13 protein-coding genes and 1 tRNA gene are annotated in these 13,892 nt (G+C 62.9%); all 14 read left to right on the forward strand.

The genetic code is table 11. From position 1 onward, the window contains the following. The first annotated feature begins 48 nt into the window (after positions 1-48). Positions 49-1,983, forward strand: coding sequence for an ATP-dependent zinc metalloprotease FtsH (ftsH, locus tag EKO19_RS23040; protein WP_129778963.1), 1,935 nt, complete (start codon positions 49-51; stop codon positions 1,981-1,983). 73 nt (positions 1,984-2,056) lie between these two features. After that, positions 2,057-2,914 (forward strand): dihydropteroate synthase, encoded by an 858-nt coding sequence (gene folP / locus EKO19_RS23045; RefSeq protein ID WP_129778965.1) that lies wholly within the window; start codon positions 2,057-2,059, stop codon positions 2,912-2,914. An 18-nt stretch (positions 2,915-2,932) separates the two neighbouring features. Further along, the gene (gene glmM / locus EKO19_RS23050; protein WP_129778967.1) at positions 2,933-4,282 is read left to right on the forward strand and encodes a phosphoglucosamine mutase; all 1,350 of its coding nucleotides are present in this window, start codon (positions 2,933-2,935) and stop codon (positions 4,280-4,282) included. A 109-nt stretch (positions 4,283-4,391) separates the two neighbouring features. Then, positions 4,392-5,150, forward strand: a complete 759-nt coding sequence (gene tpiA / locus EKO19_RS23055) for a triose-phosphate isomerase (protein ID WP_129778969.1) — start codon at positions 4,392-4,394, stop codon at positions 5,148-5,150. Positions 5,151-5,167: 17 nt separating this feature from the next. After that, positions 5,168-5,566, forward strand: a complete 399-nt coding sequence (gene secG, locus EKO19_RS23060; protein WP_129778971.1) for a preprotein translocase subunit SecG — start codon at positions 5,168-5,170, stop codon at positions 5,564-5,566. A 31-nt stretch (positions 5,567-5,597) separates the two neighbouring features. After that, positions 5,598-5,682: transfer RNA gene (locus EKO19_RS23065), tRNA-Leu, on the forward strand. A 133-nt stretch (positions 5,683-5,815) separates the two neighbouring features. Continuing rightward, complete coding sequence (locus tag EKO19_RS23070; RefSeq protein WP_129780224.1) at positions 5,816-6,172, forward strand: NADH-quinone oxidoreductase subunit A; 357 nt, start codon at positions 5,816-5,818, stop codon at positions 6,170-6,172. Next, positions 6,163-6,666 (forward strand): NuoB/complex I 20 kDa subunit family protein, encoded by a 504-nt coding sequence (locus EKO19_RS23075; protein ID WP_129778973.1) that lies wholly within the window; start codon positions 6,163-6,165, stop codon positions 6,664-6,666. The genes EKO19_RS23070 and EKO19_RS23075 overlap by 10 nt, the downstream gene beginning before the upstream one ends. A 23-nt stretch (positions 6,667-6,689) precedes the next feature. Next, a complete protein-coding gene (locus EKO19_RS23080) occupies positions 6,690-7,409 on the forward strand; it encodes an NADH-quinone oxidoreductase subunit C (protein ID WP_129778975.1) in 720 nt (239 codons plus the stop codon). A gap of 8 nt (positions 7,410-7,417) precedes the next feature. Next, complete coding sequence (locus EKO19_RS23085; protein WP_129778977.1) at positions 7,418-8,671, forward strand: NADH-quinone oxidoreductase subunit D; 1,254 nt, start codon at positions 7,418-7,420, stop codon at positions 8,669-8,671. After that, positions 8,668-9,255 (forward strand): NADH-quinone oxidoreductase subunit NuoE, encoded by a 588-nt coding sequence (nuoE, locus tag EKO19_RS23090; protein WP_129778979.1) that lies wholly within the window; start codon positions 8,668-8,670, stop codon positions 9,253-9,255. The genes EKO19_RS23085 and nuoE overlap by 4 nt, the downstream gene beginning before the upstream one ends. A 35-nt stretch (positions 9,256-9,290) precedes the next feature. Next, a complete protein-coding gene (nuoF, locus tag EKO19_RS23095; protein ID WP_129778981.1) occupies positions 9,291-10,625 on the forward strand; it encodes an NADH-quinone oxidoreductase subunit NuoF in 1,335 nt (444 codons plus the stop codon). Positions 10,626-10,639: 14 nt separating this feature from the next. Further along, entirely contained in the window at positions 10,640-12,820 is a 2,181-nt protein-coding gene (gene nuoG / locus EKO19_RS23100; protein WP_129778983.1) for an NADH-quinone oxidoreductase subunit NuoG, read from the forward strand. A gap of 50 nt (positions 12,821-12,870) precedes the next feature. Beyond that, complete coding sequence (gene nuoH, locus EKO19_RS23105; RefSeq protein ID WP_217705610.1) at positions 12,871-13,878, forward strand: NADH-quinone oxidoreductase subunit NuoH; 1,008 nt, start codon at positions 12,871-12,873, stop codon at positions 13,876-13,878. The last annotated feature ends 14 nt before the right edge of the window (positions 13,879-13,892 follow it).

Below are 13,892 nucleotides of genomic sequence, written 5' to 3' on the forward strand. Positions count from 1 at the left end.
AGGCTGCGGCCCCAAGGTCAAGAGGACGGGACGCACGAGGATGGGACTTTGAACGACCTAGCCAAGAACATCGTACTCTGGATCGTCATCGCCGTAGTTGTGGCCACCGTGGTCAGCAACTTCAGTGCGCGATCCGGCGGAGTGCAGGAGATGCCGTATTCCACCTTCCTGCAGCAGGTGAAGGATGGCGGCATCGCCGAAGTCACCCTCAACAAGACTACCGACGTGATCCGCGGTGTGCGGGCCAACGGCGAGCAGTTCACCGTCAACAATCCCGAGACGGAAAACTCCGAGCTGATCGGCACGCTGATCGAGAACAACGTCAAATTCTCCGGAGCGGCGCCCGAGCGGCAGTCGTTCCTGATGCAGCTGTTCATCTCTTCCTTCCCCATCCTGCTGCTGATCGCGGTGTGGGTGTACTTCATGCGCCAGATGCAGGGCGGTGCCGGCGGCAGGGGGGCCATGTCCTTCGGCAAGAGTCGCGCACGACTGCTCGGCGAGGACCAGGTACAGGTCACTTTCGCCGATGTCGCGGGCGTGGACGAAGCCAAGGAAGAAGTGGTCGAGATCGTCGAGTTCCTGAAAGACCCGGGCAAGTTCCAGCGCCTGGGCGGCAAGATTCCGCGTGGCGTGCTGATGGTCGGCTCGCCCGGTACCGGTAAGACGCTGCTCGCCCGCGCCATCGCCGGCGAAGCCAAGGTCCCGTTCTTCACGATTTCCGGTTCCGACTTCGTCGAAATGTTCGTCGGCGTGGGCGCGAGCCGCGTGCGTGACATGTTCGACCAGGCCAAGAAGCACGCGCCGTGCATCATCTTCATCGACGAAATCGACGCCGTCGGTCGGCATCGTGGCGCCGGCCTGGGCGGCGGTCACGATGAGCGCGAACAGACCTTGAACCAGTTGCTGGTCGAGATGGACGGCTTCGAAGGCACCGAGGGCGTGATCGTCATCGCCGCCACCAACCGTCCCGACGTGCTGGATCCGGCGCTGCTGCGTCCGGGTCGCTTCGATCGTCAGGTCGTGGTGCCGCTGCCGGACGTGCGCGGTCGTGAGCAGATCCTCAAGGTCCACATGCGCAAGCTGCCGCTGGCTGAAGATGTGAAGCCGCAGGTGATCGCGCGCGGTACGCCGGGTTTCTCGGGTGCCGACCTCGCCAACCTCGTCAACGAAGCTGCGTTGTTCGCCGCTCGTGCCAACCGTCGCACAGTGACCATGGATGAGTTCGAGCGCGCCAAGGACAAGATCATGATGGGCGCCGAGCGCCGCTCCATGGTCATGGACGAGCAGGAGAAGAAGCTCACCGCGTATCACGAGGCGGGGCACGCCATCATCGGCTTGACGGTGCCCGAGCACGATCCGGTCTACAAGGTCACCATCATCCCGCGCGGTCGCGCGCTGGGCGTGACGATGTTCCTGCCGGAAGCGGACCGTTACAGCACCAGCAAGCGTCGTCTCGAGAGCCGCATCAGCACGCTGTTTGGCGGCCGTATCGCCGAGGAAATCATCTTCGGACCCGAGTCGATCACGACCGGCGCTTCGAACGACATCGAGCGCGCGACCGAAATCGCCCGCAACATGGTCACGAAGTGGGGCTTGTCGAACAAGCTCGGCCCGCTGACGTACAGCGAGGACCAGGGCGAAGTGTTCCTGGGCCGCCAGGTCACGCAGCACAAGCAGGTGTCCGATGTGACCGCGCACGCCATCGATGAGGAAGTGCGTTATCTCATCGACACCAACTACAAGCGTGCCAAGGACATCCTCGAGTCGAACCTGGACAAGCTGCACAAGATGTCCGAGGCCCTGATCAAGTACGAGACCATCGACGAGACTCAGATCAAGGACATCATGGAAGGTCGCGATCCGAAGCCGCCCGCCGGCTGGGACGACAGCGGCGCGCCGTTCGGTGGCAATGGCAGCGGCAAGGGCCGCGAGCGCGAGAAGGGCAGCGAAGCTCCGATCGGCAAGCCGGCCAGCCAGCACTAAGCGGCGCCAGGCAATCGGGTAGTTGGAGAGAGGCGCGGCAACGCGCCTCTTTCCGTTTCAGCGGGACCACTCCATGCAGCTTCGCTGCGGCACTCACACGCTCGATCTCTCCCATCCGATCGTGATGGGCATCCTCAATGTCACGCCGGATTCATTCTCCGACGGCGGCAGGTTCATCGATGTGTCACGCGCCGTCGACCATGCGCTCCGTATGATCGAGCAGGGCGCCGGCATGATCGACGTGGGCGGTGAATCCACGCGACCCGGCGCCGCCGATGTGAGCGAAGCAGAAGAGATCCGCCGCGTCGTGCCCGTGATCGAAGCGCTCGTCGCTCGTACCTCGATTCCCCTCTCCATCGACACCAGCAAAGCCGCCGTCATGTCCGCCGCCGTCGCCGCTGGCGCGAGTTTGATCAACGACGTTCGCGCTCTGCAGGAGCCGGGAGCCTTGGATGCCGCCGCCCGAACGGACGCGGCCGTCTGTCTGATGCACATGCAGGGACAGCCCCGGACCATGCAGCACGAGCCACGCTATGACGACGTAGTAGGGGAAGTGACGGCATTCCTGGAGCAGCGGGCCGAGGCCTGCCAAGCTGCCGGCATCGGCCGCGACCGCCTGGTTCTTGATCCCGGTATCGGTTTCGGTAAGCGCCTTGAGCATAATCTCGCCCTCCTGGCGCATCTGCCCGAACTGGGACGCTCGGGCCTGCCGCTGCTGGTGGGCGTATCGCGTAAATCCATGTTCCAGGCCCTGCTGGGCCGGCCGGTGGAGCAGCGCCTCGCTGGCGGGCTGGCAGTGGCTACCGCCGCCGTGCTGGCGGGGGCTGGTATCCTTCGCGTCCACGACGTGGCCGAGACGGTGGATGCCGTCAAAGTCGCCCAGGCCCTACGCGCCGCCGGTTTTGTCGCACGCGGGCCGATTGAAAACTAAGCCTTCGAGGGAGCAGCTTTGAGCCGTAAATACTTTGGCACCGATGGCGTGCGTGGCCGCGTTGGCGAACATCCGCTGACCGTGGAATTCGCATTGAAGCTGGCGAGCTCGGCGGCGCGTGTGCTGGCGCCGAAGGGCGGCACGGTGCTGGTCGGCAAGGACACGCGAATCTCCGGCTACATGTTCGAAGCCGCGCTCGAAGCGGGCTTCGTCGCCTCGGGCGTGAACGTGATGTTGATCGGCCCGCTGCCCACGCCGGGCATCGCGTATCTCACCAAACGTTTCGAATGTGACTTCGGCGTGGTCATCAGCGCCTCTCACAATCCGTACGAAGACAACGGCATCAAGTTCTTCGATCGCAACGGCGGCAAGCTGAGCGACGAGATCGAAGCGCAGATCGAGCAATATCTGGACGAGCCGCCCGTGACCCGCAGCTCCAGCGATCTGGGCCGCGCCACCCGCGTCGACAAGTCGCGCGTGCGTTATCAGGAGTTCGTGATGAGCACCGTGCCGGGCCTGGATCTGTCGGGCTTCAAGCTGGTGATCGATTGCGCGAACGGCGCCGGTTACAAAGTCGGTCCGCGCATCCTCGCCGATCTCGGCGCCGAAATCGTGCCGATCGGCTCCTCGCCGAACGGCCGGAACATCAATCTGAATTGCGGCTCCACCTCGCCGAGCTTGTTACAGCTCACGGTGCCGGGCGTGCAGGCGCAGGCGGGCATCGCGCTCGATGGCGACGGCGATCGATTGGTGATGGTCGACAACCTCGGCCGCACCGTCGACGGCGATCAACTGCTGTACATCATCGCGCGCGCCCGCAAACAGAAGGGTTTGCTGAAGGGGCCAGTGGTCGGCACCGTGATGAGCAATCTGGGGCTGGAACATTCGCTGCAGAAAGAGGGCATCGAATTCCGTCGCGCCAAGGTCGGCGACCGTTACGTGATGGAGCTGCTGAAGGAGACCGGCGGCACGCTGGGCGGCGAGACTTCGGGCCATCTGCTGTGCCTGGATCACACCACGACCGGCGACGCGCTGATCAGCGCGTTGCAGGTGCTGGCGATCATGAAAGAAACCGGCGGCAGCCTGGCCGAGCTGGCCGCGCCGATGCCGAAGTATCCGCAGGTGATGGAGAACGTGCGGGTCGCGAAGAAGATCGACCCGTTCAGCTCCTCGCAGATCAAGGAGGCGGTGGCGCGCGCCGAGGCCAGGCTGGCCGGCACCGGCCGCATCGTGCTGCGTCCGTCGGGCACTGAACCCGTGATCCGCGTCATGGTCGAAGGCAGGGACGAAAAGCTGGTCCGTGAGATCTGCCGGGAATTGGCCAGTGTGGTGGCGGCGGCCGCGGAACAGAAGGTTGCCGCGGGCTAGTTTTTTCGCCCTAACTCACGGTTTCCGTTTGATTTCGCGCTGACTCGCCGCTAAGCTTCCGCGCCCTTCGCAGGGGGGCGACGAAGACCCAACTGTGGAGGTACTGCCCATGCGACGGCCATTCATCGCCGGGAATTGGAAGATGCACGGCTCGCGCGCGCAGAACGCCGAGTTGATCGAAGGCCTGCTGCTGGGGTTGCCCGGGCAAGTGCCGGTCGATATCGCCGTGTGTCCGCCCAATGTCTACCTCTGGGAAGTCGGGCGGTTGTTGAAGGATTCGATCGTGAAGCTGGGCGCGCAGACGTGCTGTGCCGAGCAGATCGGTGCGTTCACCGGCGAGGCCTCGGCGGCCATGCTGAAGGACGTTGGTTGCACGTACGTGATCGTGGGCCACTCCGAGCGGCGCACGATCTACCGCGAGGACGATGCGCTGGTGGCGCGTAAGTTCCTGGCGGCGCAAGCGCAGGGTCTGATCCCGATCCTCTGCGTCGGCGAAACGCTCGAAGAGCGGGAAAAAGGGCAGACCATGCAAGTGGTCTCCCGGCAGTTGAAGGCGGTATTGGATGTGGCGGTCCCGGGCGCGCTCCAGCAGGCGGTACTCGCGTACGAGCCGGTCTGGGCGATCGGCACGGGCAAGAACGCGACGCCGGAGCAGGCGCAGGAAGTTCACGCACATATTCGCGCCGAGGTGGCGGCTCGTGATGCTAATATCGCGGCCCGTTTGCAGGTGCTATACGGCGGCAGCGTGAAAGCCGGCAATGCGAAGGAGATCTTCGCGATGCCCGATGTCGACGGTGGACTGATCGGTGGCGCGTCGCTGAAGGCAGATGAGTTCTTGAAGATCTGCGCGGCGGCCCAGGCTCACTAAGAGCGGAATTGAATCGTATGAACTGGTTACATTCGGCGGTGGTGATTATTCACCTGTTGATCGCCGCGGCCATTGTGGCGCTGGTGTTACTCCAGCGAGGCAAGGGCGCCGATGCGGGCGCCGGCTTCGGCGCGGGCGCGTCGGGCACCGTGTTCGGTGCTCGTGGCTCGGCGTCGTTCCTGTCGCGTACCACGGCGACGCTCGCGGCGCTGTTCATCGTGACCAGCCTGTCGCTGGCGTACATGGGTGGCCGCACGCCGGCCGCGCCGAAGAGCGTGATCGATCGTGTGAATTTGCAGGACAAGGCACCGGAGCTGCCCGCGACCACGCCGGCCGTTCCGCCTGCCGACCAGGCGGTCGAAACGCCCTCGGAACCGGCTCCTCAACCGGCCCCGAACGAACCGCCCAAACAGTAAAAGCGAGAAGCCTCGAAAGTCGATTACAAGTGCGGCTGTGGTGGAACTGGTAGACACGCTACTTTGAGGTGGTAGTGGAGCAATCCGTGGAGGTTCGAGTCCTCTCAGCCGCACCAGTTCTTTCGAGTGTTTTCGCCGGGGTTCTTGCATTAAGAAGGCTGCCTTCGTGCAATTCTTATAGAACCCTTTTCGGACCGTCCTGATACAATGCGCGCCGCCGCCGGACCCGGCGCGTCAGCAGCTTACGTGATGTTGCAGAACTACGTTCCCATCCTGATCTTTCTGGGCGTGGCCGCCGTGCTCGGCTCCGTGCTCATCGGTCTGGGCTTCCTGCTCGGACCCCGCAAACCCGACGCCGAAAAACTGTCCGCTTACGAGTGCGGCTTCGAGGCTTATTCCGATACGCGCATGAAGTTCGACGTGCGCTATTACCTGGTGGCGATTCTGTTCATCGTGTTCGACCTGGAAATCGCCTTCCTGTTCCCGTGGGCGGTGGCGCTCGATGCGGTCGGCATGGTGGGGCTCGCTGCCATGGGCGTGTTCTTGGCTGTCCTGGTGGTGGGCTTCGTGTACGAGTGGAAGAAAGGGGCGTTGGAATGGGATTGACGGCTCCCACGGCGGAAACGCCGGATGCCGCGGTAACTCAACGCGGCTTCATGACCACCACGGTCGACTCGCTCATGAACTGGGCGCGCACCGGTTCGATGTGGCCGATGACTTTCGGTCTGGCTTGCTGTGCCGTCGAAATGATGCATGCAGGCGCGGCTCGCTATGACTTGGACCGCTTCGGCGTGGTGTTCCGCCCCAGCCCGCGTCAGTCCGACGTGATGATCGTGGCCGGCACCCTGGTGAACAAGATGGCGCCGGCGTTGCGTAAGGTCTACGACCAGATGCCCGAGCCCCGCTGGGTGATCTCGATGGGTTCCTGCGCCAACGGCGGCGGTTATTACCATTACTCGTACGCGGTAGTGCGCGGCTGCGACCGGATCGTGCCGGTCGATGTGTACGTGCCGGGCTGCCCGCCGAGTGCCGAAGCATTGCTGTACGGCATCCTGCAATTGCAGAACAAGATCCGCCGCACCAGCACGATCGCTCGCTGAAGGCGGGCATAGGTAGAACTTCGATGAGTTCACGTACCGAGACATTGGCCTCGCGACTGACGGCGCGCTTTGCTCAAGAGCTGCGGCCGTTGCCGGCGTTGCCGAACGAAGTCGCGTTCGAAGTCGACGCCGCGAATCTGCTCGCCGTCTGTAAAGAGCTGCGCGACAATACCGAATTCGGCTTCGAGCAATTGATCGATCTGGCCGGCATCGACTATCTCGATTACGGCCGCGAAGAGTGGAGCACGCTCGCCTCCACTGCCACCGGTTTCAGCCGCGGCGTGAATCGCATCCAGGAACATGTGAGCGAGCAGACCACGAAGCCGCGCTTCGCGGTCACGTATCAGCTGCTCTCGATTACAAACAACTGGCGCCTGCGTCTGCGCTGCTTCACCGGCCAGGGCGAGCCGCCCGTGATCGACTCCCTCGTCGAGATCTGGGCCGGCGCCAACTGGTTCGAGCGCGAAGCGTTCGATATGTACGGCATCATGTTCCGCAATCATCCGGACCTGCGCCGCATCCTCACCGACTACGGCTTCATCGGCCATCCGTTCCGCAAGGACTTCCCGCTGATCGGCAACGTCGAGGTGAAGTACGACCCGGCCAAGGGCCGAGTGGTGTACCAGCCGGTGAGCATCGAGCCGCGTACGCTCGTGCCGCGTGTCATTCGCGAAGACAACCGTTACGACCAGGTGCTCAAGGAAGTGCCGGTCGGCTCGGATGTGTCGCCCGCCAATCGCTGACAGTTGCCATGGCAGATATTCACAATTTCACTTTGAACTTCGGCCCGCAGCATCCCGCCGCGCACGGCGTGTTGCGTCTGGTGCTGGAGATGGATGGCGAAGTCATCCAGAAGGCCGATCCGCACATCGGGCTGTTGCATCGGGGCACCGAGAAGCTGGCCGAGTCCAAGCCGTTCAATCAATCGATCGGCTACATGGATCGTCTCGACTACGTGTCGATGATGTGCAACGAGCACGCCTACGTGATGGCCATCGAGAAGCTGCTCGGCATCAAGGTGCCGGAGCGCGCTCAATACATCCGCGTGATGTTCGATGAGATCACCCGCATCCTGAATCACTTGATGTGGCTCGGCGCGCACGGCCTCGACATCGGCGCGATGACCGTCTTCCTGTATGCGTTCCGTGAGCGCGAAGACCTGATGGACTGCTACGAGGCGGTGTCGGGCACGCGCATGCACGCGACTTACTATCGTCCGGGCGGCGTGTATCGCGACCTGCCGGATTCGATGCCGAAGTATCAGCCGTCGAAGTGGCGCTCGCAGGCCGACGTGGATCGTTTGAACGAGCGTCGGCGCGGCAGCATGCTCGACTTCATCGACGACTTCGTCGCGCGCTTTCCCGCCAACGTCGATGAGTATGAAACATTGCTCACCGACAACCGCATTTGGAAACAGCGCACGGTGAACATCGGGGTCGTGTCGCCGGAGCGCGCTCTGCAGCTCGGCTTCACTGGCGCGATGCTGCGCGGCTCGGGGATCGAGTGGGACCTGCGCAAGAAGCAGCCGTACGAAGTGTACGACCGCATGGACTTCGACATTCCGGTCGGCTTGAACGGCGATTGTTACGATCGTTATCTGGTGCGCATCGAGGAGATGCGTCAGTCGAACCGCATCATCAAACAATGCGTCGACTGGCTGCGTGCCAACCCCGGCCCGGTGATGCTCGAGGATCACAAGGTCGCCGCGCCGAAGCGCGAAGAGATGAAGGGCGACATGGAATCGCTGATTCATCACTTCAAATTGTTCACCGAAGGTTACTGCGTGCCGGCGGGCGAGACCTACGCCGCCGTGGAAGCGCCGAAAGGCGAATTCGGTGTTTATCTCGTGTCCGACGGTGCCAATAAACCGTATCGATTGAAGTGCCGCGCGCCGGGCTTCGCGCATCTCGCCTCGCTGGAAGAGATGGTGAAGGGCCACCTGCTCGCGGACGTGGTGGCCGTGATCGGCACGCAGGACATCGTATTCGGGGAAGTTGACCGATGAGCGGCACGCAAGATCCAGGCTCCAACGACGGCGGCAAGAGCGCGCCGGAGCTGGACGAAATCGACACCGGCAACGTCGCGCACGACGCGCCGCACGGCTACAAAGGCGTGCTCTCCGAGCATGCCCGTCATGAGATCGATCACTGGCTGACGAAGTTCCCGCCGGATCGCAAGCGCTCGGCGGTGATCGCCGCGCTGCGCGCGGTTCAGCACGACATCGGCGGCTATCTCACCAAGGAATCGATGGACGCAGTCGCCGAGTACATCGGCCTGCCGCCGATCCAGGTGTACGAGGTCGCGACGTTCTATTCGATGTTCGAGACCAAGCCGGTCGGCCGCCACAGCATCTCCGTGTGCACCAACATCTCCTGCATGTTGTGCGGCGGTGAAGACATGCTGTCGCACGTCGAGAAGCGCCTCGGCATCAAGGTGGGCGAGAGCACCCCGGACGGCCGCTTCTTCCTGAAGCGCGAAGAGGAATGTCTGGCCGCGTGTAACAACGCGCCGATGATGATGGTCGATCACGTGTACTACGAGAATCTCACGCCCGAGAAGATCGACGAGATTCTGGATCGGCACAAGTAACGAACGCCGCGCGATACACCTAGCCATCGCCAACCATGACTGACGAATCAAACAAACTGCTGTTGGGCAAGTACGCGAGCAACTTCGTGTGCTTCGCGACGCTCGGTAAGGATCAGCCGTCGTCGATCGATACCTATCGGAAGACCGGCGGCTACGAAGTGTGGGAGAAGATCCTGCGCGAGAAGCCGACGCCCGAATCCATCATCGATCAGGTGAAGGCTTCCGGCCTGCGTGGTCGCGGCGGCGCGGGCTTTCCCACCGGCATGAAGTGGAGCTTCATGCTCCCGAGCAAGGCGCCGCAGAAGTACGTCGTCTGTAACTCGGACGAGAGCGAGCCGGGCACCTGCCACGACCGCGACATCCTGCGTTACAACCCGCACGCGCTGATCGAAGGCATGGCCATCGGCGGTTACGCGATGGGTGCCACCGTTGGTTACAACTACATCCGCGGCGAGTTCCTCGACGAGCCGGTGCCGCGTTTCGAAGAAGCGTTGAAAGAAGCGTATGCCGCGGGCCTGCTCGGCAGGAATCTGCTGGGCTCGGGCGTTAACTTCGATCTGTATTCGTTCGTCGGCGCGGGTGCTTATATCTGCGGCGAAGAAACTGCACTGCTGGAATCGTTGGAAGGCAAGCAGGGCCGGCCGCGTTTCAAGCCGCCGTTCCCCGCGAACTTCGGTCTGTACGGCAAGCCGACCACGATCAACAACACGCAGAGCTACGCGTCGGTGCCGACCATCCTGCGCAACGGCCCGAAGTGGTTCACCGACCTGGGCGTGCCGAACGCCGGCGGTACCATGATCTTTTCGATCTCCGGTCACGTGAACAAGCCGCAGAACATCGAGCTGCCGCTCGGTATCCCGTTCAAGGATCTGCTGGAGATCTGCGGCGGTGTGCGCACCGGTCACAAGTTGAAGGCCGTGATTCCCGGTGGCGTGTCCGTGCCGGTGGTGCCCGCCGAAGCAATGATGGCGGCCACGATGGATTACGACGGCGTGCGCAAAGCCGGCTCGAGCCTCGGCACCGGATCGATGATCGTGATGGACGACTCGACCTGTATGGTCAAGGCGCTCGAGCGCATCTCCCGTTTCTATTACGCCGAGTCGTGCGGCCAGTGCACGCCGTGCCGTGAAGGCACCGGCTGGATGAACCGCCTGTTGAAACGAATGCTGGCGGGCCAAGGCAAGAAGTCGGACCTGGACATGCTGGTCGATGTCGCCAACAAGATCGAAGGCCACACCATTTGCGCCTTCGGCGACGCCGCCGCGTGGCCGGTGCAGAGCTTCATGAAGCACTTCCGGCACGAGTTCGAATACATGATCGAGCATGGCCACAGCATGGTCGACAAAGATCGCCGTCCGCAGGCCGCTTGAGTTGAGACCGAAGCATGAGTGACGAGGTCAACATTGAAGTCAACGGCGTGCCGATGAAGGCGCGCAAGGGTCAGATGGTGATCCAGGTGACGGACGCGAACGACGTGTACGTGCCGCGTTTCTGTTATCACGAGAAACTGCCGATCGCCGCCAACTGCCGCATGTGCCTGGTGGAAGTGGAGAAGGCGCCGAAGCCGATGCCGGCGTGCGCGACTCCGGTCGCCGAAGGCATGAAGGTGTTCACGAAGTCCCCGAAAGCCATCGCCGCGCAGCGCGCCGTGATGGAGTTCCTGCTGATCAATCATCCGCTCGACTGCCCGATCTGCGATCAGGGCGGCGAATGTGAGTTGCAGGATCTGGCGATGGGCTTCGGTCGTGACATCTCCCGCTACAGCGAGCGCAAACGCGTCGTCAAAGACAAGAACCTCGGCCCGCTCGTCTCCACCGACATGACCCGCTGCATTCACTGCACCCGCTGCGTGCGTTTCACGCAGGACGTGCAGGGCTTCCAGGAACTGGGCACGGTGGGCCGCGGCGAAATGACCGAGATCGGCACGTTCATCGAGAAGAGTGTCGATCACGAGCTGTCGGCCAACATCATCGATCTGTGTCCGGTCGGCGCGTTGAACAACAAGCCGTACCGTTATCGCGCGCGTGCCTGGGAAATGACTCAGCATCCGCTGATCTCTCCGCACGATGCCGTCGGCACCAACATCTACGCGCACGTACTGCGTGGTCGCGTGATGCGCATCGTGCCGCGTGCCAACGAGGACGTGAACGAGACCTGGATCGCCGACCGCGATCGGTTCAGCTACCAGGGCATCTACAGCGACGATCGTCTGCTGAAGCCTTCGATCCGTGAGAACGGCGTGCTGCAGGAAACGGATTGGGAAACGGCGCTGCAGAAGGTGGCTGAAAAGCTCGGTCGCATCGCCAAACAACATGGCGGCGGACAGATCGGCGCGATTGCTTCGCCGAACTCGACGCTCGAAGAGTTGCACCTGCTGGCGCGTGTCACGCGTGGCCTGGGTAGCGCGAACCTCGATCATCGTCTGCGTCGCAGTGACTTCCGCGACGATGCGAGCGATCCGTTGTTCCCCTCGCTCGGCGTGGCGATTAAAGATCTCGAGACGGCCAACTCGGTGTTGATTGTTGGATCGAACATTCGTAAGGAAGTGCCGCTGCTCGCGCATCGCATCCGTAAGGCTGCGTTGAAGGGCGGAAAGGTGTCCTTCATCAACGCGCAGCGTTACGACTATCTGTTCCCAGTCGCGGGTTATCTCGCATCGAACGGCATCGGCTCGCTCGATCATCTGGTGGCTGTGGCCGCGGCTGCGGTCAATGCGAGCGGCAAGCCCGCGCCGGCGTCGATCGCGTCGCTGGTCGGTCAGGCTCAACCGAACGACACGCACAAGGCCATTGCTCAGCAGCTGAGCGAAGGCGAGCGTCGTTTGATCCTGCTCGGTGCGATCGCTCAGCGCGATCCGGCGTTCGCCGATCTGCGTCTGGTGGCGAGCGCGCTGGCCGAAGTGACGGGTGCGACACTCGGTTATCTGCCGGAAGGCGGCAATGCCGTCGGCGCGCACATCGTTGGTTTCCTGCCGGGTCGCACGGTGGGTGGTCAGGCAGTTTCGGCGCCCGGCCTGAATGTCGCCGACATGCTGGCAGCCAAGCTCAAGGCCTACATCGTGTTTGGTGCCATCGAGCCCAAGCTCGATATCGCCTCTGATGCGGCGAGTGCCGCGTTTGAAGGCGCGGAGTTCGTCGTCGCGCTGTCGCCGTATTCGACCGCCGCTCAGTTCGCCGATGTCGTGTTGCCGATCGGCACGTTCGCCGAAACGGCCGGCACGTATGTGAATCTCGAAGGTCGCTGGCAGAGCGTGCCGGGCGCGGCGTCGCCAGTGGGCGAGGCGCGGCCGGGTTGGAAGGTCCTGCGCGTGCTGGGCAATCTGCTCAACCTGCCGGGCTTCGAATACACCGCGGCCGATCAGGTCACCGCGGAGATTCGTAAGATCGTCGACGAAGCGGGCGCGTTCACTGCCAAGGCTGCAACTCGTACGTTGCAGGCGAAGACGGCGGGAGCCACGGTCGTGCGCGACGTTCCGATCTATCAAGTCGATGCGATGGTTCGTCGCTCGGCGGCATTGCAGAACACGCGTGAAGGTCGCGAGACAGTGCGAGGGCAGAACGCGTGAACGGTGTTCCTGAGTTTGTAAACACGCTCCTGCCATTCCTGCCGGAATGGATTCGCGCCGTGGTGTTCTACGGCGTGGTCGCGTTGGTTCTGTTCATCAGCGTGATTCTGACGATGGCGTTCCTGACGCTGGCCGAGCGTCGGGTCATCGGTTCGATCCAGGCGCGCATCGGTCCGAATCGCGTCGGCCCCGGCGGCTTGCTGCAGCCGTTCGCGGACGTGTTGAAGCTGATGCTGAAGGAAATCGTCATTCCTTCGTCGTCGAACAAGTTCCTGTTCATCATCGCGCCGCTGCTGGCCGTGATTCCTGCGCTCGCTGCGTGGGCGGTCGTTCCTCTGTGGCCGGATGGCGCGGTCGCCGACATCAACGCGGGCCTGTTGTATCTGCTCGCGCTGAGCTCTGCCGGTGTGTACGGCGTGATCCTCGCGGGTTGGGCGACCAACTCGAAATACGCGTTCCTGGGCGCCATGCGCGCCGCCGCGCAGATGGTCGCCTACGAAATCGCCATGGGCTTCGCGCTCGTCGGCGTCGTGATGGCCGCGGGCTCGCTGAATCTCGGTGACATCATCGAGCGGCAGTCGGGCGGCTACTTCAGCTACTTCTTCTGGTGGATGATTCCGCTGTTCGTCGTCTATTTCATTTCGGGCGTCGCGGAAACCAACCGCGCGCCGTTCGACGTGGTGGAAGGCGAGTCGGAAATCGTCGCCGGCTTCCACGTCGAGTACTCGGGCATGGCGTTCGCCGTGTTCTTCGTCGCCGAGTACGTGAACATGATCCTGATTTCGGCGCTGACCTCGATCTTCTTCTTCGGCGGCTGGCTGTCGCCGTTCGAGGGCTATCCGCTGCCGGGCTTCCTGACCGCGCCGGGCTTCCACTGGCTGTTCCTGAAGCTGTCGTTCTTCCTGTTCTGTTACCTGTGGTTCCGCGCGACGTTCCCGCGTTATCGCTACGACCAGATCATGCGGCTGGGCTGGAAAGTGTTCATCCCGGTGACCTTGGTATGGCTCGCGGTGTTGGGCGCGTTCTTCGCCTACGACATCGGGCCCTGGTCCAAGTAAGGCGAGCCAAGAGA

The sequence above is a fragment of the Peristeroidobacter soli genome (genome assembly GCF_004138485.1).
Classification (GTDB): Bacteria; Pseudomonadota; Gammaproteobacteria; order Steroidobacterales; family Steroidobacteraceae; genus Steroidobacter; species Steroidobacter soli.

Coding starts and splice junctions, on each gene's coding strand:
- folP (WP_129778965.1), top strand. CDS start 2,057: ATGCAGCTTCGCTGCGGCACTCACACGCTCGATCTCTCCCATCCGATC.
- tpiA (WP_129778969.1), top strand. CDS start 4,392: ATGCGACGGCCATTCATCGCCGGGAATTGGAAGATGCACGGCTCGCGC.
- secG (WP_129778971.1), top strand. CDS start 5,168: ATGAACTGGTTACATTCGGCGGTGGTGATTATTCACCTGTTGATCGCC.
- EKO19_RS23070 (WP_129780224.1), top strand. CDS start 5,816: ATGTTGCAGAACTACGTTCCCATCCTGATCTTTCTGGGCGTGGCCGCC.
- EKO19_RS23075 (WP_129778973.1), top strand. CDS start 6,163: ATGGGATTGACGGCTCCCACGGCGGAAACGCCGGATGCCGCGGTAACT.
- EKO19_RS23080 (WP_129778975.1), top strand. CDS start 6,690: ATGAGTTCACGTACCGAGACATTGGCCTCGCGACTGACGGCGCGCTTT.
- EKO19_RS23085 (WP_129778977.1), top strand. CDS start 7,418: ATGGCAGATATTCACAATTTCACTTTGAACTTCGGCCCGCAGCATCCC.
- nuoE (WP_129778979.1), top strand. CDS start 8,668: ATGAGCGGCACGCAAGATCCAGGCTCCAACGACGGCGGCAAGAGCGCG.
- nuoF (WP_129778981.1), top strand. CDS start 9,291: ATGACTGACGAATCAAACAAACTGCTGTTGGGCAAGTACGCGAGCAAC.
- nuoG (WP_129778983.1), top strand. CDS start 10,640: ATGAGTGACGAGGTCAACATTGAAGTCAACGGCGTGCCGATGAAGGCG.